The organism is Mycetocola sp. Y791 (genome assembly GCF_059445325.1).
The window spans coordinates 713,248-739,138 of the sequence record NZ_JCAIUC010000003.1 but is presented as its reverse complement, the minus strand read 5'-3'; the positions used below and the strand labels follow the sequence as shown (position 1 = coordinate 739,138).

Genomic DNA, 25,891 nt, shown 5'->3' with positions numbered 1-25,891 from the left:
GGGCGTGCACGCGTGCGTTCGTGACAACTGAAGCGGGACGACCGTCCTCCCCACGCGGATGACGCGCCGCGGTTATCCGCAGAAGTACGGGTGGGCGGCAGGGTAGGCGACCGCGCGCCAGTATCGAGGGATGAAGGTACTCGTGTCGAATCGGATCGCGCTCGGGCGCCGCGGCGAAGATCTTGCCGCTGAGCACCTCACCGGGCTTGGCTACCGGGTAATCGCACGCAACTGGCGTTGCCGACAGGGCGAAATCGACATCGTTGCCACGCGCGGTGATGTCATTGCATTTGTGGAGGTGAAGACGCGCTCCTCGCTCGCTTTCGGGCATCCGTTCGAAGCCGTCACGCCAATGAAACTGGCCCGCCTGCGTCGGCTGGCTGCCGCGTGGTGTGCCGAGAACGATCCGCAGACGCCGCGCATCCGCATCGATGTGATCGCCGTCGTGATCCCTCACGATGGCCCATTCACCATCGAGCACCTGAGCGGGGTGTCCGCGTGACGGTCGGACGCACCTGGGCCGTCGCGCTTCTCGGCCTCGACGGCTCACTCGTCGAAGTCGAAGCCGACATCTCGGCCCAGCTGCCCAAGTTCGTGATCATCGGCCTCGCCGATCGTTCCCTCGGTGAGGCGGAGGGCCGGGTCCGTCAGGCGGCGACCAATGCCGGGTGCCGGCTGTCGGGCCAGCGCATAACCGTGAACCTGTCGCCAGCGAGCCTGCCCAAGAACGGGTCAGGCTTCGACCTCGCCATCGCGCTCTCGTGCCTCGCCGCCGACAGCGTCGTGTCGAATGAATCGATCGACGGCGTTGTCCACATCGGCGAACTCGGTCTCGACGGGAGGCTGCGGCCCACCCCCGGGGTGCTGCCCGCGGTCCTCGCCGCCGTGCGCGCGGGCCGAAAAACGGTGATGGTTCCGGCGGGAAACGAGCACGAGGCCCGCCTTATCCCCGACGTGACGGTCATCCCTGTGGCATCGCTCCGTGAGGCAGCTATCTGGCATGGCGCCGCCCTGACGCCGGTGGAGGTCACACCGATACTCGCCGCAGCGACGGATGCCGAGGCGCCGGTCGATCTGGATCTCTCGGAGATCGTCGGCCAGGAAGACGCGATCCAGGCGCTCCTGGTCGCAGCGGCCGGCGGCCACCACCTCATGATGCTCGGCCCGCCCGGGGCGGGAAAGACGATGCTCGCCGCCCGGCTCCCCGGTATCCTGCCCGACCTCGACGTCACCGAAGCACTCGACGTGACCTCGGTCAGGTCCCTCGCCGGACAGCCGATAGGCACGCAGCTCGTGTCGCGCCCGCCCTTCGAGAGCCCGCACCACACAGCGACGACCGCGGCGATCCTCGGCGGGGGGAGCAAGCTCATCCGCCCCGGTGCGGCGGCGAGGGCTGCGCACGGTGTCCTCTTCCTCGATGAGGCACCCGAATTCCAGGCGAGCGTTCTTGACGCACTGCGTCAGCCGCTCGAATCCGGAACCATCAGCATCCACCGTGCCAACGCCGTCGCCCACTTTCCGGGCAGGTTCCAGCTCGTCCTCGCTGCGAACCCCTGCCCGTGCGGCCAGTACGGCAGCAGGGAGAATTCGTGTGTCTGCCCGCCGTCCGCAATTCGTCGTTACCTCGGCCGTCTCTCCGGACCGCTCATGGACCGGATCGACATCCAGCTCAGAATGCGGCGGATCTCGCGGGCAGAAATGGTGCTCTCGGGTGAAAGCGCCGGCACGCACAGCGCTGACGCACGGCGCGTGGTCTCGGAGACCCGGCAGCGCACCATGGCCCGTCTGGCGGGCACCCCGTGGACCACGAACGGGCAGGTGCCAGGCCCGTGGCTGCGTGCAGGTCCGCGAGCGTTGCCGCGTGACGTCACAGAACCGATTGATCGCGCGCTCGAACACGGCAGCATCACCATGCGCGGATACGACCGTGTGCTTCGCGTCGCGTGGACTCTCGCCGATATGGACGCGACCCAACGGCCGGAGAAGACGCACATCGGGCGGGCTCTGTTCCTCAGGAAGGGGATCTGACATGCGGGTATTCGAACTCGACGCCGACGACGTGAACATGGCGATATTCTCCATAACCCCACAGGCTGTCGTCGACGCTGCCCGCGAATCCGGTGCGACGGCCGAGGTGGCGGCGGAGCGATTCGCCCGAGCCGTCTGGACGGGCATCGTCGAGCCGGGAGACGGCACCGCCGGATCCTTGATCGATGCTGTCGGTGCGACCGCGGCACTGCGCATGCTGATCGAGCGGTGGGGTCCGCAGCGGATCAGCGCGGCGCTTGGCGGCACTCGTAACGACGGTGCTCCTGGTGACAGCGACCCGAGTGACGGCGACTTGCTCGAGCACGTTCAGAAAGCGTGGGCCAGGTGGATTCCCCGGCTGGATTCCGCAGCAGCGATGGCATCCATCCGGCTTGCCACACACAACGGCGCGACGCTTATTTGCCCTGACGACGGCTGGTGGCCGGCGGGGCTGAACGACCTGGGCCCGCATGCCCCGCTCGCGCTCTGGGTGAGAGGGGATCCCCGGCGGTTACCGGCGACCTCGCCGTCGATTGCGCTGGTCGGCGCTCGCGCGGCCACCGGCTACGGCGAACACGTGACGGTCGAAGCCGCGAGCGCTCTCGTCGATCGCGGTTTCACCATAGTGTCCGGAGCGGCGTACGGAATCGACGGAGCGGCACACCGCGCAGCGCTCGCCTCGCAGGGCACGACGGTTGCGTTCCTCGCCGGGGGAGTCGACCGTCCGTATCCGAGCGGTCACGACGCGCTGATCGGGCGCATTATCGAGACGGGCGCCGTCGCTTCGGAGGTGCCCTGCGGAGTGCCGCCGAGTAAGTGGCGTTTTCTCCAACGCAATCGACTTATAGCTGCGGTCAGTTCGGCGACCGTCGTGCTCGAAGCGGGGTGGAGGTCTGGCTCACTCAACACAGCGGGCCACGCTGCGGCGCTCGGCAGGCCGCTCGGTGCCGTGCCAGGCCCCGTGACGAGTGCCGCGTCTGCGGGATGCCATCGGCTGATCAGAGAGTATGGAGCGACGTGCGTGACGAACGCCGACGAGATGGCCGAACTCGCGGGGGAGGTGGACCTGGGAGTTGGCATGCCGGGAGACACGCCCTCCCGGGGGACTGATCGAAGCTCGGATGAGGTGCGGGTGCTCGATGCGCTGAGCACCCGATCGGGTCGCAACGTCGACGACATCGCACGGCGGGCCGGGCTTCCTGTCGATGCGGTGCAGTCAGTACTCGGCGTGCTGGAACTCGACGGCGTGGTGGGAGAGCGTCCGCTGGGCTGGGTGTACCTGCCTCAGGGGCGCTGAGGCGGAGTCACGTGTTCAGCGGGTCAGACGACCTCTTCCAGGAACCTCACCCGGTCGGTGAGCAACCGTGCACGGATCTCGGGACGATAAACGTCGACGTGCGCGACGTCGTAATCGATCTGGCGTCCACGCGGGGCACGGTTAGCGAACTCGCTCACCTGATCGAGCGGGGACTCCCGATCCCCGACGGCAGCGCAGACCGACAGGGCCACAACCTCGATCCGTATCTCGTCAGGAAACGAACGATACCCGCGTGGTTGACGGGCGTTCAAGGGGCTCCCCGGAAAGACCGGCGGGTAGAACCGTACTGGATGGTACGGTCCTGCCATGAGTGAAGCACGGGAGCGCTGGCTGAACGAGGGCGTCCGCGTCCTGATGGACGAGGGGTTCAACGGCGTCCGGATTGACAGGCTCGCGGCCAGGCTCGGTCTGTCGAAGGGGTCGTTCCACCATCACTTCGCCGGCGCAGATGACTTCAAACACGCGCTGCTCGGCCGGGTCGAACAGCTGTCGCTCGAGGCGCTCGAACGGGCGGTCAACAGTGCTGCGAAAACAGCCACCGCGCGGGACATCCTGGGGCGCCTTACCGACGCCGTCGGAGCTCCGGAGGCGGGACTGTACCGACCGGAACTGGACATCGCGGTGCGCGCGTGGGCCCTCTCTGACGCTGACGCGAGTGCCACCCTGGCGAGGATCGACGAAGCGCGACTCGCGGCGCTGGAGCAGGTATGGCGACCGTACGTTCGAACGGACGCCGAGGCGCGCATCGCCGCCCTGGTCCCGTACCTGCTGTCCGTCGGAGCCGCGGTCACCTCACCGCCGGTCTCAGATGCAGAGTTAAAAGCTGTGTTCGAGCGGATCCTGCCGCTCGTTCCCGAAGTGCCGGGGGAGTAGGCCCCTCTCACCGCCGAAGGATTCACCTTCAGACCCCTTGATCCAAACCATACGGTTTGGTATGTTCTGGCATCAGTTCAAAGGTGGTTGACCATGACTGCACTGCAGGCGCCCGTCTGGCCCGTTCTCGCGCTCGCCGCGATCCAGGTGGCCGACGGCATCCTCTGTATCAAGCCTGTCGGGTTCGTGGCAGCGTGCTTCACCGACGTCAATTTCCCGAGGCGGTACTGGCGGCTCATGACCCCGGTCAAATTCGCCGCAGCCGTGGGTCTTATGGCAGGCATCTGGATTCCTTACCTCGGTGCGATCACGTGCGCGGCGCTGGTGCTGTATTTTCTCGTCGCGATCTCCATGCACATCGCCGCCCGCGACTTCGGCAGGAATCTCTTCCTGAACGCAACGGGGATGCTGGCCATTTGTGTGGCGACAGGGATGTTCTGTTTTCTGCTGTGAAGCTCGTCGCTCACCAGCGTCCCAATCCGGGCAGAGAGCGATTCGTGGTGCGCCTGCGGGGGATAGGGCAGCGGGTGCGCAATTCTTGACGGATGAAGATCCCGTCCGCCGTCGCTCAATACATCGACCACATAGCGGTCGAGCGGCAGTACTCCGAGTCGACCTGCAGGGCCTATGAATCCGACCTCACTGACTTCGCGGCGTTCGCGGCGAAACGTGAGAGGGCTCTCGTGACTGATGTGGACCTCGACCTGCTGAGGGACTGGCTCTGGAAATCGTCCCAGTCAGGGCTCGGGCCGTCGACGCTCGCCCGACGATCCGCTTCCGTCAGAGGGTGGTCCGCCTGGCTCGCGCACAACGGACATGTCCCGGTCGATACCGCGGTTCGGCTGCGGTCGCCGAAGACAGGCAGGGCCTTGCCGCACGTGGTGCAACGGCCCCAGATGGACGCCATGCTGGATTCCCTCGCCGAACTGGCCGCGGAAGGCGATCCGGTCGCCCTGCGCAACGCGGCGCTCATCGAATTGCTCTACGCAACCGGGACCCGGGTGTCGGAGCTGTGCGGCCTGAATGTCGATGACATCGATCTCGACCGACTGACCCTCCGCGTGGTCGGCAAAGGATCAAAGGAACGCGTCGTTCCGTTCGGTGTCCCCGCGCACTCGGCACTCGTCGACTACCTGCGGCTCGGTCGCGACGCCCTGCTGGCGCGCGGGAAAGAGAGAACGGATGCCGTGTTCCTCGGTGTGAAGGGAGCGCGAATGGGTCCGAAGAGCGTGTACAACCTGGTCAGTCGGCTGCTGGCGTCGCTTCCGGGTGGCTCTGCCCAGGGGCCCCACGCGCTTCGGCACACAGCGGCGACACATCTGCTCGACGGCGGCGCCGATCTTCGCGCGGTCCAGGAGATGCTCGGCCACGCCTCACTCGGCACGACCCAGATCTACACCCACGTCTCAACCGAGCGACTGAGGGAGAGCTACCGCGGCGCTCACCCCCGCGCCTGAGTGGATCTCAGCCCTCCAGCGGGAGGAGCACCGCCCGGTGGAGGGACTCGAGCAACGCGAGGGGGCTCACATACTCGCCGTGGAGCCGGACGCCGAAGTGCGCGCAGGATCCCGAACAGTGACCGCCGGAAGTCACGGTGCCGATCACGGCGCCCGCCAGGACCTGATCGCCCTCGGCCACCGTGGCGATGACGGGCTCGATGCTCGACACCAGCCCGTCGGGAAAAGTGATCGACAGCACCGGCCGGTCGACGACCGTACCAGCGAAGCTCACCGCGCCGTCTGCCGGTGCCACGACCGACGTGCCCGCGGGCGCTGAGAGATCCACTCCGCGGTGACCGGCCGAGTACCTGGTGGCCGGTGCCTCGAACCGCCGGAGAACCACCCGTGGCCCTGCGACGGGCCACACCCAGCTGTCGTCTGCTCTGGCGATGGGGGACGTGGCCTGACCGACCCGCGCTGCGGCATCCGGAACCGCAGCCGCGGTCGGCACCGCGAGGGTGGCGGCCACGCAGCTCGCGGCGAGAGCGCCGGAAAAAACTCCGTGCGATCGAAGGGTCATCCACCCACACTGGCCCGAAGCGCCCAGCGGCTCAGCGCCGGACGAGTGCCTGTGCCGAACGCGCAGGCCAGAGGCAGCTGTTCGGGACTCCGACGGCTGTCCCGTGCTGCTAAGATATTCGGAGCACCTCGCATGTCGGGGTGACTACGCGTGCCCATTCGGCTCCCACTTCCAATCGGTCTCTCTCGTGAAATACGACAGGGCGGACGTGCGCCGGGCACCAGGAGGAGCGGCCACTCGGCCGCACTGACAACCGACAGACGCTCGCCCGGCATCCGGGCGCGTCAGAATAGGAGAACGGCTCATGGCCGTCGTAACCATTCGCCAGCTGCTCGACAGCGGCGTGCACTTCGGGCACCAGACCCGCCGTTGGAACCCGAAGATGAAGCGCTTCATCTTCACCGAGCGTTCCGGCATCTACATCATCGACCTCCAGCAGTCGCTTGGATTCATCGACAAGGCATACGACTTCGTCAAGGAGACCGTCGCCCACGGTGGAACCATCCTCTTCGTTGGTACCAAGAAGCAGGCACAGGAAGCGATCGCCGAGCAGGCAACCCGCGTCGGCCAGCCCTACGTCAACCAGCGCTGGCTCGGTGGACTCCTCACCAACTTCCAGACGGTTTCCAAGCGTCTCGCTCGCATGAAAGAGCTCGAAGAGCTTGACTTCGAAGACACCGCAAAGTCGGGCTTCACCAAGAAGGAAATGCTCATCAAGAAGCGCGAGCTCGACAAGCTTCACAAGTCGCTCGGTGGAATCCGCAACCTCACCAAGACGCCGTCGGCTCTGTGGGTTGTCGACACCAAGAAAGAGCACCTCGCCATTGACGAGGCCAAGAAGCTCGGTATCCCCGTGATCGGTATCCTCGACACGAACTGCGACCCCGACGAAGTCACCTACCCGATCCCGGGTAACGACGACGCGATCCGTTCGGTCGGCCTGCTCACCCGCATCATCGCTGACGCAGCCGCTGAAGGCCTCATCCAGCGTCACCAGAAGCCGGTCGAGGGCGATGCCCCCGTCGAGCCGCTGGCCGCATGGGAAGCAGAACTCCTCGGAGCTGACGCTGCTGCAGCTGACGCGCCCGCAGCAGACGACGCCGCAACCGAAGCGCCGGTCGAGCAGAACGACGCTGACGCTGAAGTAGCCGAGAAGAACGCAGCAATCCCGGAAGACGCTCCGGTCGAGGTCGTTGCCCCCGAAAGCGACGAGAAGACTGAAGAGCGCCTCGAGGCGGAAGCGACCGAGGCTGAAAAGCAGCCGGTCGCCGACAACAACTAACCCGTAAACGAGGAGTTCACGAATATGGCAAACATCGCTCTTGCTGACATCAAGGCTCTTCGCGAGCAGCTTGGGACCGGAATGGTCGACACCAAGAACGCGCTCGTCGAGGCCGACGGTGACATGGAGAAGGCCACCGAAATCCTGCGTCTCAAGGGAGCAAAGGGTAACGCCAAGCGCGCCGACCGCTCCACGAGCGAGGGTCTCGTTGCTGTCAAGGAAAACGGCACGACGGCAACGATGATCGAGCTCGCCTGCGAGACCGACTTCGTTGCGAAGAACGACAAGTTCGTCGCTCTCGCCGACAAGGTCCTGGAAGCTGTCGCGGCATCCGGTGCATCCTCGCTCGAGGAAGCACTCGCCGCACCGGCCGGTGACCAGACGGTCGCCGACCTGATCAACGACCAGGCCGCCATCCTCGGCGAAAAGGTCGAGCTGCGCCGTGTCGCGCTGGTAACGGGTGAGCAGTTCGCTGTTTACCTGCACAAGACCAGCAAGGACCTGCCGCCGCAGATCGGTGTTGTCGTCAGCTACACCGGTGATGACGCTGAAACCGCCCGCGCGGTCGCCCAGCACATCGCCATGTTCGACCCGCAGTACCTCACCCGCGAAGAAGTTCCGGCTGAGACTGTGGACAAGGAGCGCGAGATCGTCACCGAGATCTCGAAGAACGAAGGAAAGCCGGAAGCGGCACTTCCCAAGATCGTCGAGGGTCGCCTGACCGCCTTCTTCAAGCAGGTTGCCCTGCTCGAACAGGACTACGCACGCGACAGCAAGATTCAGGTCAAGAAGGTTCTTGCCGATGCGAACCTGACAGTGACGGGCTTCGCCCGCTTCAAGGTCGGCGCGTAAGCACATCATGAGGAGTCCGGATCACAGTCGTGATCCGGACTCCTTTTTTGTGTGCGGCCACTCGCTCACACCAACTCCCCATCTCTGAAGTTCAAGGAAAGGCGTACAACGGATGTCTGCAGCCACGAAGAAGCGCAGGGTACTGCTCAAACTCTCCGGAGAGTCGTTTGGGGCAGGCTCCCTCGGCGTCAACCCCGACGTCGTTTCGAACATCGCCCGCGAGATAGCGGAAGCGGCAAAGACCGTCGAGATCGCGATCGTCGTCGGTGGAGGGAACTTCTTCCGCGGGGCAGAGCTGTCCCAGCGCGGCATGGATCGCGGCCGAGCTGACTACATGGGGATGCTTGGCACCGTCATGAACGCCCTCGCCCTCCAGGATTTCCTCGAGCAGGCCGGTGCCGAAACCCGGGTTCAGTCCGCGATCTCCATGACGCAGGTGGCTGAACCCTACATTCCGCGCCGGGCGGAACGTCACCTCGAGAAGGGCCGGGTCGTGATCTTCGGCGCCGGCGCCGGCTTGCCGTACTTCTCGACCGACACCGTCGCCGCCCAGCGCGCGCTCGAGATCGGCGCAGACATCGTCCTTCTCGCGAAGAACGGCGTTGACGGCGTCTACACGGCGGACCCGAAGGTCGACCTCAGTGCGACCCGCATCGATCACATCACGTACCAGGAGGCCCTGCAGAAGGGGCTCAAGGTCGTTGACTCCACCGCGTTCAGTCTCTGCATGGACAACGCGATGCCCATGCAGGTGTTCGGCATGGCGCCAGAGGGCAATGTCACCAAGGCCATCCTCGGTGACGGCATCGGAACGCTCGTCTCCAACTGACCCGCCGGTCTCCGGCCGACCTCGAGTCCTCCGCCTAGAATGGAGGACGACTACACGCAACAAGAAGGAGTCGCACGTGATTGCCGAAGTTCTCTCTGACGTAACAACCCGAATGGGAAAAGCGGTCGAGGTCGCGAAGGAGGACTTCGCTACCGTACGAACGGGGCGCGCAAACCCCCAGATGTTCCAGAAGATCCTCGTGAACTACTACGGCACCCCGACTCCTCTCGACCAGCTTGCGTCGCTCAACAACGCCGAGGCGCGCACGATCATCGTCAGCCCGTACGACAAGACGGCGCTCAAGGACATCGAGCAGGCCATCCGCGACGTACCGAACCTCGGTGCCAACCCCACCAATGACGGCACCATCGTCCGGGTCACGCTCCCTGAACTCACTCAGGAGCGCCGCAAGGAGTACGTCAAGATCGTGCGTACCAAGGGCGAGGACGCGAAAATTGCTGTCCGCAACATCCGCCGTAAAGGCAAGGATGACCTCGACGCGCTGAAGAGCGAGGTCGGGGATGACGACGTAGCGAGGGCCGAAAAGGAACTCGAGCAGGTCACGAAGACCCATATCGACGCCATCGACGACGCTCTGAAGCGCAAAGAGACCGAACTGCTTGAGATTTAGGCGCCCGTGGCTTCTGGAACGACGGTGACGGCATGACCGAACCCGGTGACGGACCAAGGGGACGGGCCCCTCGGTCGAAGCGTATGTCGCGCGACGACCTTCAGGCACAGCTGAGGGCACGGCGGGCCGAGCTCGAGCGCCAGGTGCGGTCGACTCGTGCGCAAATTGACCAGGTCAACGAGCGGATAGAGGCTCGCGCCGGGCGCAACCTGCTCCTGGCGACGGTCTTCGGCCTCGCACTCGGCCTGGTCATGATCGCGAGCCTGATCTTCGTGAAGGCCATCTTCGTGGTGTTCTGCGGGATCGTCGTTGCGTTCACCACCTTCGAGCTCGTGCGTGCGCTCAGCGAGAGCGGCAGACGCATCGACATTATCCCGGCGGTGCTCTCCGGCCTCGGAGTCGTTGCAGTGAGCTTCCTCGCAGAGCCCGCGTGGCGCTGGATAAGCCTCGCGGCCGCAGTGCTCTTCATCGTCGTGTGGCGGTTGATCGCGCTGCTCTTCGAGAAGGACAAACGAGCGCCTGGCAGCGTTCTGCGCGACCTCGTCACCGGGATTCTCGTTCAGCTCTACGTTCCCTTCCTCGCGAGCTTCGCGGTCGTCCTCGTCGCCCAGCCCGAGGGGCAGTGGTGGACGCTCGCGTTCCTGATCCTCGTGATCTCGGTCGACATCGGTGCGTACGCAAGCGGGCTCTCGTTTGGTAAGCACCCGATGGCGCCGAAGATCAGCCCGAAGAAAACCTGGGAAGGGTTTGCCGGTGCAGGCGTCGCCGCCGTGGTCGTCGGCACCCTGCTCGCTATCTTCATGCTGCACGTCCCCTGGTGGGTCGGTGTGATCTTCGGGCTTGCCCTTCTCGGCACCGCGACGCTCGGTGACCTGACCGAGTCGCTGATCAAGCGGGACATCGGCATCAAGGACATCAGTTCCTGGTTGCCAGGGCACGGAGGATTCCTCGACCGGATCGACTCCATGCTTCCGTCAGCACCGCTCGCGCTTCTGATGTACACGCTCTTCAGCGTGACCGGTATTACGGCATAGTGCTCACAGGTTATGCATGCGGGCACCGGTGCTGAGAGGATGAACGGGTGAGCACGACTTTTCCTCAGGCTGCCAAGCGCACAAAGGGCTATAAGCCTTCCCAGGTCGATGCATTTCTTGCGAAGGCCAGAGAGGCTTATGACGCCGATGAGCAGGACGGCGGGGCGCTGACCGCCGCCGACATCAGGCATACGTCTTTCTCCCTGGTGCGGGGCGGTTACTCCACGAGTCACGTCGACGCGGCGCTCGAGAGGCTCGAGGACGCTTTTGCGCTCCGCGAGAGGGAGCGCGCCCTGGCCACCGAAGGGAAGGGCGCGTGGCTCAGCGCAGCGCGAGAGACGGCGCAGGTGATCCTCAACCGCATCACGCGTGAGCCGGGACATCGGTTCCAGCGCACGAGCGCCCTCGCCCAGGGCTACAACGTCGACGATGTCGACGCTCTGTGCGACGCGTTGACCGAGTACTTCGAGCGCGGTGTGCCGTTCAACACCGACGCCGTGAGGACCGCCGTGTTCCGAGCGCAGCGGGGCGGATACCGCGAAGCGCAGGTCGATCTGCTGCTCGACAGCGTGGTCGATGTGATGCTCGCTGTTCGGTGAATCGGGATTCAAACTCGCGGTGAGCGGTGTTCTGGGCTAAAATCGAAAAATCGTGGCTAAACATCCTGTGAAACTCGAGTCCTCTGTACCTGCTCCCCGAGTCGGGCGGGCGTTCGAGAGACCCCGGTCCCGCAGCCCGTTCACGCTGTTCTTCTTCTCCTTTGTCGCCGCGGTTTCGGTTGTGGCTGTCAACGTGGTTGACCCTTACTCAGGAGCAACGGCGTCGCCATACTTCCAGGTCGCTGACCGGTATGACGGTGAGAGCACTCAGACCCTCGCAGTCGCTGGCGCGTACGAGACCACCTTCACGCGCGACGGTTACCAGTTCGTCGCTGCGCCCATCCCTGAGCCGGTCGTTGTCGAAGAACCCGAGGCCGAGCCGGACGCGAAGGCCACAACGCCGGGCAAGACGCCGCCTGCAGCGCTTCCGAAGGTCAACGCTGACCCCGGATCGGCGCAGGCCATCGCCCACGACATGGTGCTTGCCCGCGGTTGGGGCGAAGATCAGTTCTCCTGCCTCGTTGCCCTGTGGAAGAAAGAGTCGGGCTGGCGTGTGAACGCAGAGAACAAGTCCAGCGGTGCGTATGGCATCCCCCAGGCCCTGCCGGGAAGCAAGATGGCCAGCGCTGGCAGCGACTGGAGAACGAACCCGGCGACCCAGATCACCTGGGGCCTCGGATACATCACTGGCCGCTATGGCACCCCGTGCGGTGCGTGGGGTCACTCGCAGGCCAAGGGCTGGTACTAGCCGCAACGCCCGCCGATCGGCGGGCGCAGTGTCTAGGCTGAACCCATGCCACGAAGCAACCGTCCGAAGCGACGGCCTGGCGGTGCGCCCACGGGTGACGGCGGTTCCCTTGAACACCTGCTTTCCGGGTGGAAAAGAACGGAATCCCGGCGGGGGCGCGAGTTCTTTGTCCAGCCCGTCAGCGCTGAGCGCGCTGTCAAGGAGTACATCTGCCCGGGTTGCGGTCTCGGCATCGCGACATCGGTGCCGCACCTCGTCATTTGGCGCGCTGACGGCGTCATGGGGGACGAGGCTGACCTCGCGGCGCGGCGGCACTGGCACAATCACTGCTGGCGAATCGGCTGAACGGAACCCATGACCCGAATTGAGGTGCGCGGCGGCACGCTCTTGCCCGCTGTGCGCGAAGAGATCACGCTCACGACCGATGATGGGCTCACGCTCGTCGGTGAACTCGCTGTCCCCGTCGACCGGCCCCCGGTCGCGACGCTCGTCACGCTGCACCCGCTGCCGACCGCCGGCGGCTTCATGGACTCCCACATCCTGCGCAAGGCTGCGGCTCGACTTCCCGCCATGGCTGACCTCGCTGTGCTCCGATTCAACACGCGGGGCACCAGCTCCGACCGGGGGACGAGTGATGGCGAATTCGGCGACGGCGTCGCCGAAGAGCTGGACCTCAAGGCGGCGATGGACTTCGTCACCGCGAGGTCACTGCCGCGGCCGTGGCTCGTTGGCTGGTCATTCGGAACCGAGATCATCATCAAGTACGGCAGGGACCATCCGGTCGAAGGCGTCATTCTGTTGTCGCCGCCGCTTCACCGGGCCACGCAGGCGGAGCTTGACGCCTGGCGAGACGATCCCCGCACCCTGATCGCCGTCATCCCTGAATTTGATGACTATCTCCGCCCCGACGAGGCACGGGCGCGGTTTTCGACCCTGCCTGACGCCAAGCTGGTCGCCGTCGACGGCGGGAAACACCTCTGGGTGGGCGAAACACAAACCCGCCGCGTGCTTACCGAGATCGTCGCCGCGGTGAACCCGGCAGCGCTCCCGCTGCCGGACGAGTGGGACGTCGACGACGCCTGACCGCGCACCGGAGCGTTTCGGGCGGAGAATCGTCGGGTCCGGCCGACTCTCGAGCGTCGACAGCCGCATTTGCCTCCCGAAACGACAGGGAGGACCCAGGGCATTGAGCGGTGCGACGGATGCCGGCGGTCGGCACAGTTCGTGGGCCACGGCCGCTGCGTCCCGGTTTCGGCAGCCGGGTCAGTGTCGCGCCGTGTGGTTTCGGGCGGAGAATCGTCGGGTCCGGCCATCTCTCGAGCGTCGACAGCCGCATTTGCCTCCCGAAACGACAGGGAGGACCCACGGGACCGAAACGACAGGGAGGGCCCACGGCGTTGAGCGGTGCGACGGATGCCGGTGGTCGGCGCCCTGCCGCACCGTGCCGCCGGGCCGTCGCCCGGACGCCGGGTGCTGGGTCACAGCTCGTTCTGCCGGGGGATGACCACCTGTTTGATGATGAGCAGTATCGATGCCGCCGTCGGGATGGCGATGAGGGCGCCGAGAAGTCCGAGCAGCGATCCGCCGGCGAGTGCGGCGATCACGACGACGGCGCCTGGCACGCTGACGGCACGCCTCATGATGTTCGGGCTGAGGATGTACGCCTCGACCTGCATATAGATGAGGTAGTAGATGGCGGCAACGAGCGCGGTGAGCGGTGAACCGAGACCCGGGATCAGGCAGACGAGCGTGATGATGATCGAGCCGGTCAGGGTACCAACAAGCGGGATCATCGAGAAGAAGAATGCGACGCACGCGAGCACCGGCGGGAATGGCCCCTTGATAATCGACAGGAAGATGAACGTCAGGATGCCGCTGCACGCGGCGATTCCCACCTGCCCGATAACGTAGCGTCCCACCGAGTCGGTGATCTGCTCGGCGAGGTCGGCGAAACGCTCACGCTTGGTCGCCGGAACCAGCTGGTAGAGGCCCCGCTTGATTGCCGGGAGGGATGCCGTGAAGTAAATCGTCAGGATGAGGATGATGAGGGCCCCGAAGAGCCCGCTCCCGATGGCGACGGCGAACTTAATGGCGCCACTGCCGATGTTGGTGATGTTCTCGGTCAGGAAACCACCGGCGTCCGTGATGATCTTCTGGAAGTCAATGAACGGGAACTGCTCGGAGAGGTTGTCGACGAGCGGATACTCCTGGAACTGCGTCTGCAGGTCAGGAATGATCCTGATGAGCTCCGAGATCTGATCGACGATGATGGGGACGACCATCCACACCAGGCCGGCGAAGAGCGCGAGCAAACCGACAATGACGACGATCAGCGCACTCCAGCGGGGGACCCTCTTCTTCTCCAGCCAGGTGATGATCGGATCGAGTCCGAGTGCGATGAAAATCGCTGCACCGATGTACGTGAGAATCGTCTGCAGCGTGACGATCGAGAGGATGATGAGTACACCGAGACCGACGCCGAGGGTGCCGATAAGGCCGAACCGGAACGGGTTCTGAATCTTCACGTGGGTACCATCGCGGTGAACATTTCATCATCGTAGTGGTCGGGCACCGACGTGTGCGATGCCCACGGCGCTGCTAGGTCCCTCTCAGGGATCTCGGCTAGTCTGAAACGTCTGTGCCTGTTGCTTCCGGCCCGATGATGACCATAATTCGAGCGAAAATGCCCGTGCGGTAGCAGCAGAGAAGGAGATTTAGTGCGATTCGTACTCGCTATTCTGGCGTTCGTGGTTGCCGCGACAATGATTGTGCTCGGCATTGCCCAGCGCACCGTGTTCCTCGGCCCGTCAACCTACGGCATCGAGACCAGTGTCGACAGCGACCTTCCCTACACCGTGATTGACGGAGAAGTCCTCGTTTCCGAGGAAGGCCAGCAGTCGCTGACGGTCTCCGGCAGCGACACTGTTTTTGTGTCGTACGGCAGGACCGCCGACGTACTCGCCTGGCTCGGAGACGCCTCGTACAACGAACTCACACTTGACGAAGAGAGCGGTGAGCTCGTCGACGCGGTTGTCGAGCCGGAGCCCGCTGACACGCCACAGGACGAAGCCGGTGAGCTCACCCCCGAGCAGGTCACCGCGCAGATGGCACTCGACGATCCGCGTGGCTCCGATCTCTGGCTGGCTGAGCATTCGGAAGAGGGTGCTGTCGTCACGACCATCAACGTTCCGGAAGACATCAGCGTGCTGATCGCCTCGAACGGAACAGACCCTGCGCCGTCGAATGTCGGTATTTCCTGGCCGCTGGATAACGCGACCCCGTGGGCCGGCCCCCTCATTGCCGGCGGCATCCTCCTCCTGATCGCCGGTCTCGTTCTGTACCTGCTCGGTATCCACCAGATGCGGAAGAGCCGTGGGCCTCGCCGAAAGGGCATCACGGCCGGACCCGGAATGGAGAAAATGCCCAAGGTGCCGAAGCCTTCGCGCTACAAGTCAGACAAGAGGCACGGAAGCGTCCCCCGCCGACAGCGCGCGCCGAAGAGGACAATGATCGCGCTCATTCCTGTCGCGCTCGTCTCCTCCCTCGCGCTCAGCGGTTGCTCCGCCGGGTACTGGCCGGATTTCTCCAGCGACGAGACGCCGTCGGCCACACCGACGGAGGGCGAACTCGAGCTCGAGGCTGACGACCAGCCGGCCCCCGCCGTGACGACGCCCCAGCTTGAGCGCATCACAGCCCGTATCTCGACCGTCGCGTCCGAGGCAGATGAGGCGCTCAACGCGGACCTCGCTGCCACCCGATTCGTGGGGCCGGCGCTCGACGAACGCAAAGCGAACTACCTGATTCGTGCCAAGATCCCCGAGTATGCACCGGCACCGTCGATTCCCTCTTCGCCGGGCGGACTCACCCTGCCGCAGGCAACGGATACCTGGCCACGCACGGTCATGACCGTGGTTCAGGACGAAGCGAACCCGACGGCGGCTCCGACCGCGGTCGTTCTCGTGCAGGCGAGCCCGCGCGAGAACTACCACGTCGAATACGCCGTCCGCCTCGAGCCGCAGGCACAGATCCCAGAGGTGGCACCCGCGACGATCGGCGCTGCCCAGCTGCCGCCAGACTCCGCCTTCCTCCTCCTGCCGCCAAACGAGCTGGCCGCGGCGTACGCCGACATCATCACCAATGGAGACAACAGCGAGTTTGCGCCCCTGTTCAGCGGTGACGCGGACACACTCAGGGGAGTGATTGCCGCTGACCGTGAGGCCAAGAAGTCCGCTCTCCCGACGACGGCATCCATCGAGTTCTCCGTCGCTGCGGGCAATGCCCCAGCCGTTGCGCTCGCGACCAACGACTCGGGAGCTCTCGTCTCCGTCGACATTGCCGAGAACGAGATTGTCAAACCGCTCGAGGTCGGTGCCAAGATTAAAACGACCGGCGCGGTATCGGCGCTGAGTGGAATCACAGAAACGGAGAAGGGCGTGCAATCGACCTACGGTGATCAGCTTTTGTTCTACGTGCCCCCGGCCGGGAGCACCGATCAGATCAGGTTGCTCGGCTTCAGCCAGAGCCTGACCGCCGCGGTGCAGCTGCCGTGAGCGGCGTCCAGCCAGGGCCGTCGCCCCTCAACAGTGCAGCACTCCGCGGCGCGGTCGACCTGTCGAGCCTCGTGAACCGTCCGGCACCAGGAGCCGCGGCGCCAGCAGCACCAGGTGCCCCCGGCGCGGCACAGGGTGACGGGGGCGGCGTGAACGTACCCGCTCTTGTGCTCGACGGTACCGACGAGAACTTCGCCCAGTTCCTCGAGATCTCGCAGCAGGTTCCCGTGATCGTCGACCTGTGGGCCGAATGGTGCGGGCCGTGCAAACAGCTATCGCCGGTGCTGGAGAAGCTCACCGCCGAGTACGGAGGACGACTCCTTCTCGTCAAGGTTGACGTTGACGCGAACCCGCAGCTGGCGCAGGCGTTCCAGGCGCAGTCGATCCCGGCCGTTGTCGCCCTCATCGGTGGCCGCCCGTTGCAGCTCTTCACCGGGGCCATTCCCGAACAGCAGGTCCGCGCCATCTTCGAGCAGGTGCTCCAGGCGGCAGAACAGACGGGCGTCAACGCCGTCGCTGTTGCTGCCGGCGAACCGGTTGAAGAGGCCGAACCCGTTGAGCCGCCGCTTCCCCCTCTGCACGCCGAAGCGTACGACGCCATCGAGGCGGGGGACTACCCGCGCGCAATGGCCGCATACTCGAAGGCGATCGCCCAGAACCCCCTCGACAAGATGGCGGTGGCAGGACTGGCTCAGGTCAGCCTGCTCCACCGGCTCAACGGCAAGACCATCGAGTCGATCCGCTCCGCGGCCGCCGCGAAACCCAACGACCTCGACGCGCAGCTCGATGTGGCCGACCTTGACCTCTCCGGAGGCCACGTCGAGGATGCCTTCGACCGGCTCCTCACCCTCTTCGAGGCAGCGGGACCCGAGGATCGCACGGTCATTCGTACGCGGTTGCTCGACCTGTTCGAGGTCGTCGGCGTCACGGACCCCCGGGTCGGACGGGCGCGGGCGCGCCTGACAAACCTGCTCTACTGAGCCAGCTTCACCGAGAACACCCGTTCCCGTCGAAAACACCCGATATAACGGGTGTTCTCGACCGGAGCGGGTGTTTTCACGTGGGGGCGGCGGCTGGCACACCACGCGGGGCAGCGCACGGGCCGGCGGACGAGACGTTCTACCTCAGCGCGAGCGCATCAGTTCCGGTCGAGAACATCCCGCGGAAGTGGTGCTTTCGACCGGAAGTGATGCTCTCGCGGTACGGCGGGCCCGACGACCGCGTGGCACGCCGGGCCCAACGAGAACGCGCCCCGCGCCGGTCACGGGGACCAGCGCGAGGCGCGATGCAGGGGTGCTGAGCGGCCTAGCGGCGAAGACGCAGCCAGATGCTCCCGAGCGGGGGCAGTGTCACCTCGGCGGAGGCGGGACGCCCGGCCCACGGTGTGTCCGTGGCCGTGACGGAACCCATGTTGCCGACTCCAGAGCCACCGAAGACTGTGGCATCCGTGTTGAGCAGTTCTTCCCACTCGCCGGCTTCTGGCAGACCGACCCGGTACGGGCCGACAGGTGCGCCGGAGAAGTTCAGCAGCACGGCAATGGCGTTGCCATCGTGATCGCGGCGGAGGAACGACAGCACGCTGTGCTCGGCGTCGCCCCCGTCGATGAGCTCGAACCCTTCCGGGTCGCTGTCGCGCGCCCAGAGGGCCGGGTTCTCCTTGTAGACGGCGTTGAGCTGTCCGACGAGGTTGAACAGGCCCTGGTGGGCTGGCTGGTCCAGGATCCACCAGTCGAGACCGCGTGCCTCAGACCATTCGGACGGCTGACCGAACTCCTGGCCCATGAACAGCAGCTGCTTGCCGGGGTGCGCCCACATGAAGGCGAGGAACACGCGAACGTTGGCCAGTTTCTGCCAGTGGTCTCCCGGCATCCGTGTCAGGAGTGATCCCTTGCCGTGCACGACCTCGTCGTGGCTGATCGGCAGGAGGAAGTTCTCGCTGAACGCGTAGACGAAGGTGAAGGTCAGTTCGCCATGGTGGTACTGGCGATACATCGGGTCTTCCTTCATGTACTGGAGGGTGTCGTTCATCCAGCCCATGTTCCACTTGATGCCGAAGCCCAGTCCGCCAGACGACGTCGGCCTGGTAACTCCGGGCCAGCTCGTCGACTCCTCGGCGATCATCACGATGCCTGGGTTGCGCTTGTACGCTGTCGCGTTCGCCTCCTGGAGCAGGCTGATGGCGTGGAGGTTCTCCCGGCCGCCGTGCTCATTGGGCACCCACTGGCCCTCTTCCCTCGAGTAGTCGAGGTAGAGCATCGATGCAACCGCGTCGACGCGAAGACCGTCGACGTGGAACTCCTCCAGCCAGTACAGCGCGTTGGCAACAAGGAAGTTGCGCACCTGGCTGTCGCCGAAGTTGAAGATGTACGTGCCCCAGTCCTTGTGCTCGCCGAGGCGCGGGTCTGAGTGCTCGTAAAGGGCCTGGCCGTCGAAACGGCCGAGCGCCCACTCGTCGGTGGCGAAGTGCCCTGGAACCCAGTCCATGAGCACGCCGATGCCGGCCTGGTGCAGCTGGTCGATCAGGTACTTGAGGTCGTCGGGGTGGCCGAAGCGGCTCGTCGGCGCGTAGTACCCGCTGATCTGGTAGCCCCACGAGCCGCCGTACGGGTGCTCAGCGAGCGGCATGAACTCCACGTGCGTGTAGCCGAGCGCGCGGATGTACTCGATCAGCGGCTCGGCAACCTCGCGGTAGCCGAGGCCAGGGCGCCACGATCCGAGGTGCATCTCGTAGATGCTCATCGGCCCGTCCTGCGGGTTGGTGCCCGCGCGACGCTCGAGCCACGCTGAGTCGTTCCAGGTGTGCGTGGATTCACCGACGACGGATGCCGTGAGCGGCGGGATCTCCGTGAACCTGGCCATCGGGTCGGCGCGCTGCACCCACTCGCCATTCGCGGTCAGGATCTCGAACTTGTACTTCGCGCCGGCGGCCACATCTGGAACGAAAAGCTCCCAGACGCCGGTCGGCCCCATGGTCCGCATGGCATGGGACAGGCCGTGCCAGCCGTTGAACTCGCCGATCACACGGACCGCACGAGCGTGCGGTGCCCACACGGTGAACGCTGTTCCCTCGACGGGGTCGCCGTAGGCGGAATGGGTCGTGAGGCGGGCGCCGAGCGCGTGCCACAGCTCCTCGTGCCTGCCCTCACCGATGAGGTGAAGGTCGAGTTCACCGATCGTCGGCGGGAAACGATACGGGTCGTCTGACGTCCAGGGTTCGCCGTCCTCGTACGTTGCGCGCACGCGGTAGTCGACGAAACCGTGAGCGTGAGTACCTGACCAGATGCCGCCGTGGAGGTGCTCGAGCTGCACCTCTTCTCCGGCGGAGAGGATGGCGGTGACCGACGAAGCGAACGGTCGGAGCACGCGGATGACCGACTCGGCTCCGAACGTGTGCTGTCCGAGGACCGCGTGCGGGTCGGGGTACGCACCGGCGGCGACAGCCTCGAGGACAGCGGTCTCGGGGACCGGAACCGGCGTGGCAGCCGGTGTCACGGCATCCGCCCTGGGCGGCACGACATCAGCGGCCGGGGGAGTGACAGTGCCGGAAACGGCATCCGTCTTCGGGGTGGCATCCGTCGGGGTGTCCGCGTCCGCGGGCTCCTGGGTCAGCGGCTTCTGGATCGCCGGCTCCTGGGTCGCGGGTTCCTGGGTCGCGGGCTCGCGGGGAGCAGCCTCCAGGGGCGCGGGTTCCGGGGTGGCGGGGGTCGCCGTCGCCGGACGCGCGGGGGTGACGGGCGTGACCGGCGACGCCGAACGCTCGGGCGTTACCGGTGCTGCGGGCGTGACCGGCGCTGCTGGCGTTACCGGTGTCCTGGGTGTTGCCGGGGGTACCGGCGTCTTCGGTGTCGGCGTGTTTGGGTCTGTCACTTGTTGAGCTCCTCAACGTGGAAGATGTGTACCGGTTCGACAAAGGCATCGAGCCGGACGAAGTTGTCGGTTCCCCACTCCCAGGCGTTGCCCGTGATGAGGTCCGTGACACGGTACGGCGTTCCCGGCGCGATGCCGAATGCCGTCGTGTCGAGGTGAACCATGGTCTCCCGCACCGAGTGCGGATCGACGTTGGCAACGACGAGGATCGTGTCAGGGGCACCGGTCGGTGTGAATGCACCGTCGAGGTGCTTGCTGTACACGAGGATGGAGTCGTCGTTGCTCGCGTGCAGGGTGAGGTTCCGCAGCTGCTGCAGCGCAGGGTGCGCCCGGCGGATCTTGTTCAGCATCCCGATGTAGACCGAGAGCGACTTTCCGGCCGCGTCGGCAGCGGCGAAGTCACGAGGCTTGTACTCGTACTTCTCGTTGTCGATGTTCTCCTCTGAGCCGGGACGGGCGACGTTCTCGAACAGCTCGAATCCGGAGTAGACGCCCCAGGTCGGAGCGGCGGTCGCCGCGAGGGCGGCACGGATGGTGAACGCGGCCGGTCCGCCGAACTGGAGGTACTCGGTGAGGATGTCGGGCGTGTTCACGAAGAGGTTGGGGCGGAGGAAATCGGCGGTCTCGCTGGAAATGCTCGTGAAGAATTCCTCGAGCTCTTCCTTCGTGTTGCGCCAGGTGAAGTAGGTGTAGCTCTGCTGGAACCCGACGCGGGCAAGAGCCTGCATCATCGCCGGGCGGGTGAAGGCCTCCGCGAGGAAGACGACATCCGGGCTCTCGGCGTTCACGGTCCCGATCAGCCACTCCCAGAACTCGACGGGCTTGGTGTGGGGGTTGTCGACGCGGAAGATCTTCACGCCGAGCGAAATCCAGTAACGGACGATACGGAGGACTTCGGCGCGGATGCCCTCGGGGTCGTTGTCGAAGTTGACCGGGTAGATGTCCTGGTACTTCTTCGGCGGGTTCTCCGCGTACGCGATGGAGCCGTCCGGCAGGGTCGTGAACCACTCGGGGTGAGTGGTCACCCAGGGGTGGTCGGGCGAGGCCTGGAGGGCGAGGTCAATAGCGATCTCGAGCTTGTGCCGCGCTGCCTGCTTGATGAACCAGGTGAAGTCGTCGACGGTGCCGAGGTCGGGGTGGATGGCGTCGTGTCCGCCCGCGGGCGATCCGATGGCCCATGGCGAACCCGGGTCGTGCTCACCGGGGGTGAGGGAGTTGTTGGGGCCCTTGCGGAATGACGTGCCGATGGGGTGGATCGGGGGCAGGTATACGACGTCGAAGCCCATGTCTGCGACGGGTCCGAGGCGTTTCGCGGCGGTCCGGAACGTGCCCGACTGCCATGAGCCGTCCGCGCGCTGCTTCGCGCCTTCCGAACGGGGGAAGAACTCGTACCAGGCGCCGAGTCCGGCCCTGGCGCGTTCCACCCGGATCTCGGCGGTCTCTGATTCGCTCGCGATGCCGCTGATCGGGCGAACGCTGACGATGCGCTCGATCTCGGGGTCGGAGAGCACGGCGAACCGCGCGGCGTCATCGATCGAGGTGTCGAGCAGGAGCTCAGCCGCTGTGGCGAGTGCATCGCGCTCACGTACCGGGCGGTTTTTGTCCTTTGCGGCGCCGACGAGGAGCTCGGCACCCATGGTGTACATGAGCTCGACGTCGATGCCTGCGGGAATCTTGATCTCAGCGTTGTGCTGCCATGTTGCCCACTCATCGGCGTATGCACGCACACGGAACGTCCACGTTCCCTGCGAGGTGACCTGCGCGAGTGCGGAGTAGTCGTCGAGTCCGACGGTTACGAGCTGCATCGGATGCCGTGTCGTGCGCCCGGAAGGATCGGTGAGCAACAGCTCAACCCCGATGCTGTCGTGACCCTCGCGGAATGCCGTTGCCTGGAACGGGATGACCTCGCCGACGAAGCCTCGTGCGGGCCACCGGCCACAGGAGACGACGGGTGAGATGCCGAGAACGGGGATGCGACCGATTCGGGACACGGGAGCTATGGATTTAATGTTTGCTGCAGTCGGGGCTGTCGCCGCCGCCGCGCTGGATGCTTTCTTCGCCACCCCCCGACCGTACCGCGAATACACGATCGACGAGGAGCCTTGACCAAACCGTCACAAGCTAATACGGCCCACTGCTAACGCCCGAAGTGCTCGCTCACCTAGGCTGAAACGCGTGAAGGCCATTCGACGATTTACTGTACGCCCCGCACTCCCTGAGCGGCTCGCCGCACTCGAGGCGCTCGTAGGGAATCTCCGCTGGGCGTGGCATCTGCCGACGCAACAGCTGTTCTCTGAAATTTCACCCGGCGCGTGGCGGGACTACCAGCACGATCCGATGAGCCTGTTCGGCGAGATCGGGCAGGAGCGAATCGACGCACTCGCCGCCGACGATGCGTTCGTGCACCGGGCAAACACGCTCAGGGATGACCTCGATCGGTACCTGCACGAGCCGCGCTGGTACCAGGGCATCGAGGGAGAGAAGCCCGGGCTGATCGCATACTTCTCACCGGAGTACGGCATCGCCGCCGCACTGCCGCAGTACTCGGGCGGACTCGGCATCCTCGCGGGTGACCACCTCAAGAGCGCCTCCGACCTCGGCGTCCCGCTCGTCGCCGTCGGACTCTTTTACCGCGCCGGTTACTTCAGCCAGTCGCTGTCGCCCGACGGCTGGCAGCAGGAGACGTATCCGGTTCTCGATCCGGACGGACTCCCGCTCCGGGTGCTGCGCCAGCCAGACTCGAGCCCCGTCGTGATCACCCTGAGCCTCCCCGACGATCGCGTCCTGAGCGCTCGGGTCTGGGTCGCTGCGGTTGGCCGGGTGACACTGCTGCTGCTCGACACCGACATTCCCGAGAACACCGACGACCTCAGCCGGGTGACCGACCGCCTGTACGGCGGTTCAGAAGAGCACAGGCTGCAGCAGGAGCTCCTCCTGGGTATCGGCGGGGTGCGCGCTATTCGAGCCTGGACAGAGCAGACCGGAGTCGGGCAGCCCGATGTCTTCCACAGCAACGAGGGGCACGCCGGTTTCCTCGGGCTCGAGCGGATCGGCGACCTGATCCGTGGCGGGCTCAGCTTCGACGAAGCCCTCCAGAGCGTTCGGGCCGGAACCGTCTTCACCACTCACACCCCTGTCCCTGCCGGCATCGACAGGTTCTCGGCCGACCTGGTGAGGCGCTACTTCGACGCCGATCTTCTCCCCGGCGTATCGGTCGACGACATCCTCGCGCTCGGAAGCGAAACCGGAGCTCCCGGCGGCGCGTTCAACATGGCCGTCATGGGTCTTCGACTCGGGCAGCGCGCCAACGGGGTGTCGAAGCTGCACGGCAAGGTGAGCCGCGGCATGTTCTCGTCGCTCTGGCCCGGATTCGACCCGGAGGATGTCCCGATCACGTCGATCACCAACGGTGTCCACGCCCCCAGCTGGACGTCACCCGAGCTCACGGCGCTCGCCGAGGCCACCTGGGGTAACCCGGAAACCGCGCACGCCGACTGGACCAGTCCCCAGCTGTCGACCGCGGCCCTGTGGGAAACCCGCAACGTCATGAGAGCGGAACTCGTCGCCGACGCCCGACGCCGGGTGATCAGGGCGTGGAACGAGCAGAACCCGGGAGGGCTCGCACCGAACTGGCTCTCAACGATCCTCAACCCCGATGTCCTCACTATCGGTTTTGCGCGGCGCGTTCCGACCTATAAGCGGCTCACCCTCATGCTCCACGACACCGACAGGCTGAAGCGGCTCCTCACCGACCCCGACCGCCCGGTTCAGATCGTCATCGCCGGCAAGTCTCACCCGGCAGACGAAGAGGGAAAACGGCTGATCCAGAAGGTGGTCGAATTTGCGAGCGACCCCGAGGTTCGCCAGCGCATAGTATTCCTGCCCGACTACGACATCTCGATGGCGCAAAAGCTCTATCCAGGCACGGACATCTGGCTCAACAATCCGCTTCGGCCCTTCGAAGCATGCGGGACGAGCGGGATGAAGGCGGCGCTCAACGGAACGCTCAACCTGTCGATCCTCGACGGCTGGTGGGATGAGTTCTTCGACGGGGAGAACGGCTGGGCGATTCCTTCCGCCGCCACAACGGATCCGGTCGAGCGGGACCGGCTCGAGGCAAACGCCATGTACGAATTGATCGAGCACCAGATCGCCCCGCTGTTCTACGAGAGGAACGAGTCGGGAGACCCCGAGCGGTGGCTCGGGCATGTCAGGCACACCCTCGCCACCCTGTCTCCGCAACTCACCGCGGACCGGATGGTGCGACAGTACGTGACCGAGCTCTACGTTCCCGCGTATTCAAGCCAGGCCGTTCTTCGCCACGACGGCTATCGTGCCGCTCGTGCGCTGGCCGAGTGGAAACGACGCGTTCGAGCGGCGTGGCCCGACGTCGCCATCGTTCACGTGGAATCCGGTGGGCTCGACGCGACACCCCAGGTGGGCGACGAGCTGCGGCTTCGTGCGACGGTTCGCCTCGGCACGCTCTCACCGGATGACGTCGCCGTGCAGGTCGTCTACGGGCAGAGCAAAACGGGGGACGACGAGCTCCACGACACCCGCACGCGCGACCTGGAGATCGAGATCGACCCGGACAGGCCCGCTGACCAGTCGGACGGCACCAGCCTCTTCACGGGCTCGGTGCGGCTCAGGCGGCCAGGCGGGTTTGGGTACAGTGTCCGGATCGTGCCGAAGAACGAGCTGCTCGCCAGCCCCGCAGAACTCGGCTTGATCAGTACCGCCAGCTAGCTCCTGGCGATCGCCCGGAGCTCACCGTCGGTGACCGCGACGAGGTCGCCCGGGGTGAGCTCGATGTCGAAGCCTCGCCTGCCACCCGAGACGAAAACCGTCTCGTGGGTGGCGGCCGCGGAGTCGATCACCGTGACGAGTCGCGACTTCTGGCCGATCGGACTGATTCCGCCGACGACGTAACCGGTCTTGCGTTCGGCGAGGCGGGGATCCGCCATCACGGCTTTCTTGCCCCCGACCGCCGCGGCGAGTGCTTTGAGGTCGAGCTGGGCAGCGACGGGAACGACGGCGACGACGAGAGAACCGTCGACGTCGGCGAGGAGCGTCTTGAAAACCCGCGTCGGCGGAACCCCGAGCGCGGTGGCCGCTTCGAGGCCGTACCCGGTGGCTGCGGGGTCATGAGCGTACGGATGAGGCGTGAAAGGGATGCCTCTGGCCAGGAGCGTCGCGGTCGCGGGCGTCTGTGCCGATTTCTCCTTGCGGGCCACGGTGTCTCCTTGCGTCAGCATCTCCGG

The 25,891-nt window shown here is 65.5% G+C and carries 24 protein-coding genes; 18 read left to right on the top strand and 6 right to left on the bottom strand.

Annotated features, from left to right (window positions below; translation table 11 throughout):
* Window positions 1-130: 130 nt before the first annotated feature.
* Genes AC1C2N_RS12535 through dprA form a run of 3 tightly spaced genes read left to right on the top strand, consistent with a single transcriptional unit; the run spans window position 131 to window position 3,325 of the window.
* On the top strand, window positions 131-502 hold the full coding sequence (locus AC1C2N_RS12535; protein ID WP_483404427.1) for a YraN family protein: 372 nt from the start codon (window positions 131-133) through the stop codon (window positions 500-502).
* Window positions 499-2,028, top strand: coding sequence for a YifB family Mg chelatase-like AAA ATPase (locus AC1C2N_RS12530; RefSeq protein WP_495434157.1), 1,530 nt, complete (start codon window positions 499-501; stop codon window positions 2,026-2,028). Before AC1C2N_RS12535 ends, AC1C2N_RS12530 begins: the two co-directional genes overlap by 4 nt.
* 1 nt (window position 2,029) lies before the next feature.
* Complete coding sequence (gene dprA, locus AC1C2N_RS12525) at window positions 2,030-3,325, top strand: DNA-processing protein DprA (protein ID WP_495434156.1); 1,296 nt, start codon at window positions 2,030-2,032, stop codon at window positions 3,323-3,325.
* 23 nt (window positions 3,326-3,348) lie between these two features.
* Here the strand turns inward: dprA and AC1C2N_RS12520 are convergent, their stop codons facing one another.
* Window positions 3,349-3,597, bottom strand: a complete 249-nt coding sequence (locus AC1C2N_RS12520; RefSeq protein ID WP_495434155.1) for a hypothetical protein — start codon at window positions 3,595-3,597, stop codon at window positions 3,349-3,351.
* Between the two features lie 55 nt (window positions 3,598-3,652).
* On the opposite strand from AC1C2N_RS12520, the gene AC1C2N_RS12515 reads away from it, so the two are divergent.
* From AC1C2N_RS12515 to AC1C2N_RS12505, 3 genes are all read left to right on the top strand, one after another.
* Window positions 3,653-4,219 carry a TetR family transcriptional regulator gene (locus AC1C2N_RS12515; RefSeq protein WP_495434154.1) on the top strand — a complete coding sequence of 189 codons (567 nt, stop codon included), beginning with the start codon at window positions 3,653-3,655 and terminating at the stop codon, window positions 4,217-4,219.
* A 93-nt stretch (window positions 4,220-4,312) separates the two neighbouring features.
* Complete coding sequence (locus tag AC1C2N_RS12510; RefSeq protein ID WP_495434153.1) at window positions 4,313-4,672, top strand: DoxX family protein; 360 nt, start codon at window positions 4,313-4,315, stop codon at window positions 4,670-4,672.
* A gap of 92 nt (window positions 4,673-4,764) precedes the next feature.
* A complete protein-coding gene (locus tag AC1C2N_RS12505) occupies window positions 4,765-5,676 on the top strand; it encodes a tyrosine recombinase XerC (RefSeq protein ID WP_483404421.1) in 912 nt (303 codons plus the stop codon).
* Window positions 5,677-5,683: 7 nt separating this feature from the next.
* On the opposite strand, the gene AC1C2N_RS12500 is transcribed toward AC1C2N_RS12505, so the two are convergent.
* On the bottom strand, window positions 5,684-6,238 hold the full coding sequence (locus AC1C2N_RS12500) for a murein hydrolase activator EnvC family protein (protein ID WP_495434152.1): 555 nt from the start codon (window positions 6,236-6,238) through the stop codon (window positions 5,684-5,686).
* Between the two features lie 304 nt (window positions 6,239-6,542).
* Here AC1C2N_RS12500 and rpsB point away from each other — a divergent pair, with 304 nt between their 5' ends.
* From rpsB to AC1C2N_RS12455, 9 genes are all read left to right on the top strand, one after another.
* Complete coding sequence (gene rpsB, locus AC1C2N_RS12495; protein WP_483404419.1) at window positions 6,543-7,520, top strand: 30S ribosomal protein S2; 978 nt, start codon at window positions 6,543-6,545, stop codon at window positions 7,518-7,520.
* Between the two features lie 24 nt (window positions 7,521-7,544).
* Window positions 7,545-8,372: a translation elongation factor Ts gene (gene tsf, locus AC1C2N_RS12490; protein ID WP_483404418.1), complete on the top strand. Its 828-nt coding sequence runs from the start codon at window positions 7,545-7,547 to the stop codon at window positions 8,370-8,372.
* Between the two features lie 112 nt (window positions 8,373-8,484).
* Entirely contained in the window at window positions 8,485-9,201 is a 717-nt protein-coding gene (pyrH, locus tag AC1C2N_RS12485) for a UMP kinase (RefSeq protein WP_483404417.1), read from the top strand.
* A gap of 76 nt (window positions 9,202-9,277) precedes the next feature.
* Entirely contained in the window at window positions 9,278-9,832 is a 555-nt protein-coding gene (gene frr, locus AC1C2N_RS12480) for a ribosome recycling factor (protein WP_483404416.1), read from the top strand.
* Between the two features lie 83 nt (window positions 9,833-9,915).
* A complete protein-coding gene (locus tag AC1C2N_RS12475; protein WP_483404415.1) occupies window positions 9,916-10,866 on the top strand; it encodes a phosphatidate cytidylyltransferase in 951 nt (316 codons plus the stop codon).
* Window positions 10,867-10,913: 47 nt separating this feature from the next.
* Entirely contained in the window at window positions 10,914-11,465 is a 552-nt protein-coding gene (locus AC1C2N_RS12470) for a DivIVA domain-containing protein (RefSeq protein ID WP_483404414.1), read from the top strand.
* 52 nt (window positions 11,466-11,517) lie between these two features.
* The gene (locus AC1C2N_RS12465) at window positions 11,518-12,213 is read left to right on the top strand and encodes an aggregation-promoting factor C-terminal-like domain-containing protein (protein ID WP_483404413.1); all 696 of its coding nucleotides are present in this window, start codon (window positions 11,518-11,520) and stop codon (window positions 12,211-12,213) included.
* A gap of 45 nt (window positions 12,214-12,258) precedes the next feature.
* Complete coding sequence (locus AC1C2N_RS12460) at window positions 12,259-12,558, top strand: Rv1322 family protein (RefSeq protein ID WP_495434151.1); 300 nt, start codon at window positions 12,259-12,261, stop codon at window positions 12,556-12,558.
* 18 nt (window positions 12,559-12,576) lie between these two features.
* On the top strand, window positions 12,577-13,296 hold the full coding sequence (locus AC1C2N_RS12455) for an alpha/beta hydrolase (RefSeq protein ID WP_495434228.1): 720 nt from the start codon (window positions 12,577-12,579) through the stop codon (window positions 13,294-13,296).
* Between the two features lie 395 nt (window positions 13,297-13,691).
* Here AC1C2N_RS12455 and AC1C2N_RS12450 read toward each other — a convergent pair whose 3' ends face one another.
* Window positions 13,692-14,738 carry an AI-2E family transporter gene (locus tag AC1C2N_RS12450; RefSeq protein ID WP_483404410.1) on the bottom strand — a complete coding sequence of 349 codons (1,047 nt, stop codon included), beginning with the start codon at window positions 14,736-14,738 and terminating at the stop codon, window positions 13,692-13,694.
* A 192-nt stretch (window positions 14,739-14,930) separates the two neighbouring features.
* Here AC1C2N_RS12450 and AC1C2N_RS12445 point away from each other — a divergent pair, with 192 nt between their 5' ends.
* Together AC1C2N_RS12445 and AC1C2N_RS12440 are read left to right on the top strand one after the other, a co-directional pair.
* A complete protein-coding gene (locus AC1C2N_RS12445; RefSeq protein WP_495434150.1) occupies window positions 14,931-16,763 on the top strand; it encodes a DUF8094 domain-containing protein in 1,833 nt (610 codons plus the stop codon).
* Window positions 16,760-17,743: a tetratricopeptide repeat protein gene (locus AC1C2N_RS12440; protein WP_495434149.1), complete on the top strand. Its 984-nt coding sequence runs from the start codon at window positions 16,760-16,762 to the stop codon at window positions 17,741-17,743. The genes AC1C2N_RS12445 and AC1C2N_RS12440 overlap by 4 nt, the downstream gene beginning before the upstream one ends.
* A 325-nt stretch (window positions 17,744-18,068) precedes the next feature.
* Here the strand turns inward: AC1C2N_RS12440 and glgB are convergent, their stop codons facing one another.
* On the bottom strand, window positions 18,069-20,255 hold the full coding sequence (gene glgB / locus AC1C2N_RS12435; RefSeq protein WP_483404969.1) for a 1,4-alpha-glucan branching protein GlgB: 2,187 nt from the start codon (window positions 20,253-20,255) through the stop codon (window positions 18,069-18,071).
* 371 nt (window positions 20,256-20,626) lie between these two features.
* Window positions 20,627-22,693, bottom strand: a complete 2,067-nt coding sequence (locus AC1C2N_RS12430) for an alpha-1,4-glucan--maltose-1-phosphate maltosyltransferase (RefSeq protein WP_483404407.1) — start codon at window positions 22,691-22,693, stop codon at window positions 20,627-20,629.
* 112 nt (window positions 22,694-22,805) lie between these two features.
* Here AC1C2N_RS12430 and glgP point away from each other — a divergent pair, with 112 nt between their 5' ends.
* Window positions 22,806-25,376, top strand: coding sequence for an alpha-glucan family phosphorylase (gene glgP, locus AC1C2N_RS12425; protein WP_483404406.1), 2,571 nt, complete (start codon window positions 22,806-22,808; stop codon window positions 25,374-25,376).
* Here glgP and ybaK read toward each other — a convergent pair.
* On the bottom strand, window positions 25,373-25,864 hold the full coding sequence (ybaK, locus tag AC1C2N_RS12420) for a Cys-tRNA(Pro) deacylase (RefSeq protein WP_483404405.1): 492 nt from the start codon (window positions 25,862-25,864) through the stop codon (window positions 25,373-25,375). The two genes, glgP and ybaK, sit on opposite strands and share 4 nt — an antisense overlap.
* Window positions 25,865-25,891 lie beyond the last annotated feature (27 nt).

What these genes read in the sequence shown, in the direction of transcription:
- AC1C2N_RS12505 (WP_483404421.1), top strand. Translation starts at nt 4,765, where the DNA reads ATGAAGATCCCGTCCGCCGTCGCTCAATACATCGACCACATAGCGGTC.
- AC1C2N_RS12515 (WP_495434154.1), top strand. Translation starts at nt 3,653, where the DNA reads ATGAGTGAAGCACGGGAGCGCTGGCTGAACGAGGGCGTCCGCGTCCTG.
- AC1C2N_RS12535 (WP_483404427.1), top strand. Translation starts at nt 131, where the DNA reads ATGAAGGTACTCGTGTCGAATCGGATCGCGCTCGGGCGCCGCGGCGAA.
- AC1C2N_RS12500 (WP_495434152.1), bottom strand. Translation starts at nt 6,238, where the DNA reads ATGACCCTTCGATCGCACGGAGTTTTTTCCGGCGCTCTCGCCGCGAGC.
- tsf (WP_483404418.1), top strand. Translation starts at nt 7,545, where the DNA reads ATGGCAAACATCGCTCTTGCTGACATCAAGGCTCTTCGCGAGCAGCTT.
- AC1C2N_RS12460 (WP_495434151.1), top strand. Translation starts at nt 12,259, where the DNA reads ATGCCACGAAGCAACCGTCCGAAGCGACGGCCTGGCGGTGCGCCCACG.
- dprA (WP_495434156.1), top strand. Translation starts at nt 2,030, where the DNA reads ATGCGGGTATTCGAACTCGACGCCGACGACGTGAACATGGCGATATTC.
- rpsB (WP_483404419.1), top strand. Translation starts at nt 6,543, where the DNA reads ATGGCCGTCGTAACCATTCGCCAGCTGCTCGACAGCGGCGTGCACTTC.
- pyrH (WP_483404417.1), top strand. Translation starts at nt 8,485, where the DNA reads ATGTCTGCAGCCACGAAGAAGCGCAGGGTACTGCTCAAACTCTCCGGA.
- AC1C2N_RS12475 (WP_483404415.1), top strand. Translation starts at nt 9,916, where the DNA reads ATGTCGCGCGACGACCTTCAGGCACAGCTGAGGGCACGGCGGGCCGAG.
- AC1C2N_RS12510 (WP_495434153.1), top strand. Translation starts at nt 4,313, where the DNA reads ATGACTGCACTGCAGGCGCCCGTCTGGCCCGTTCTCGCGCTCGCCGCG.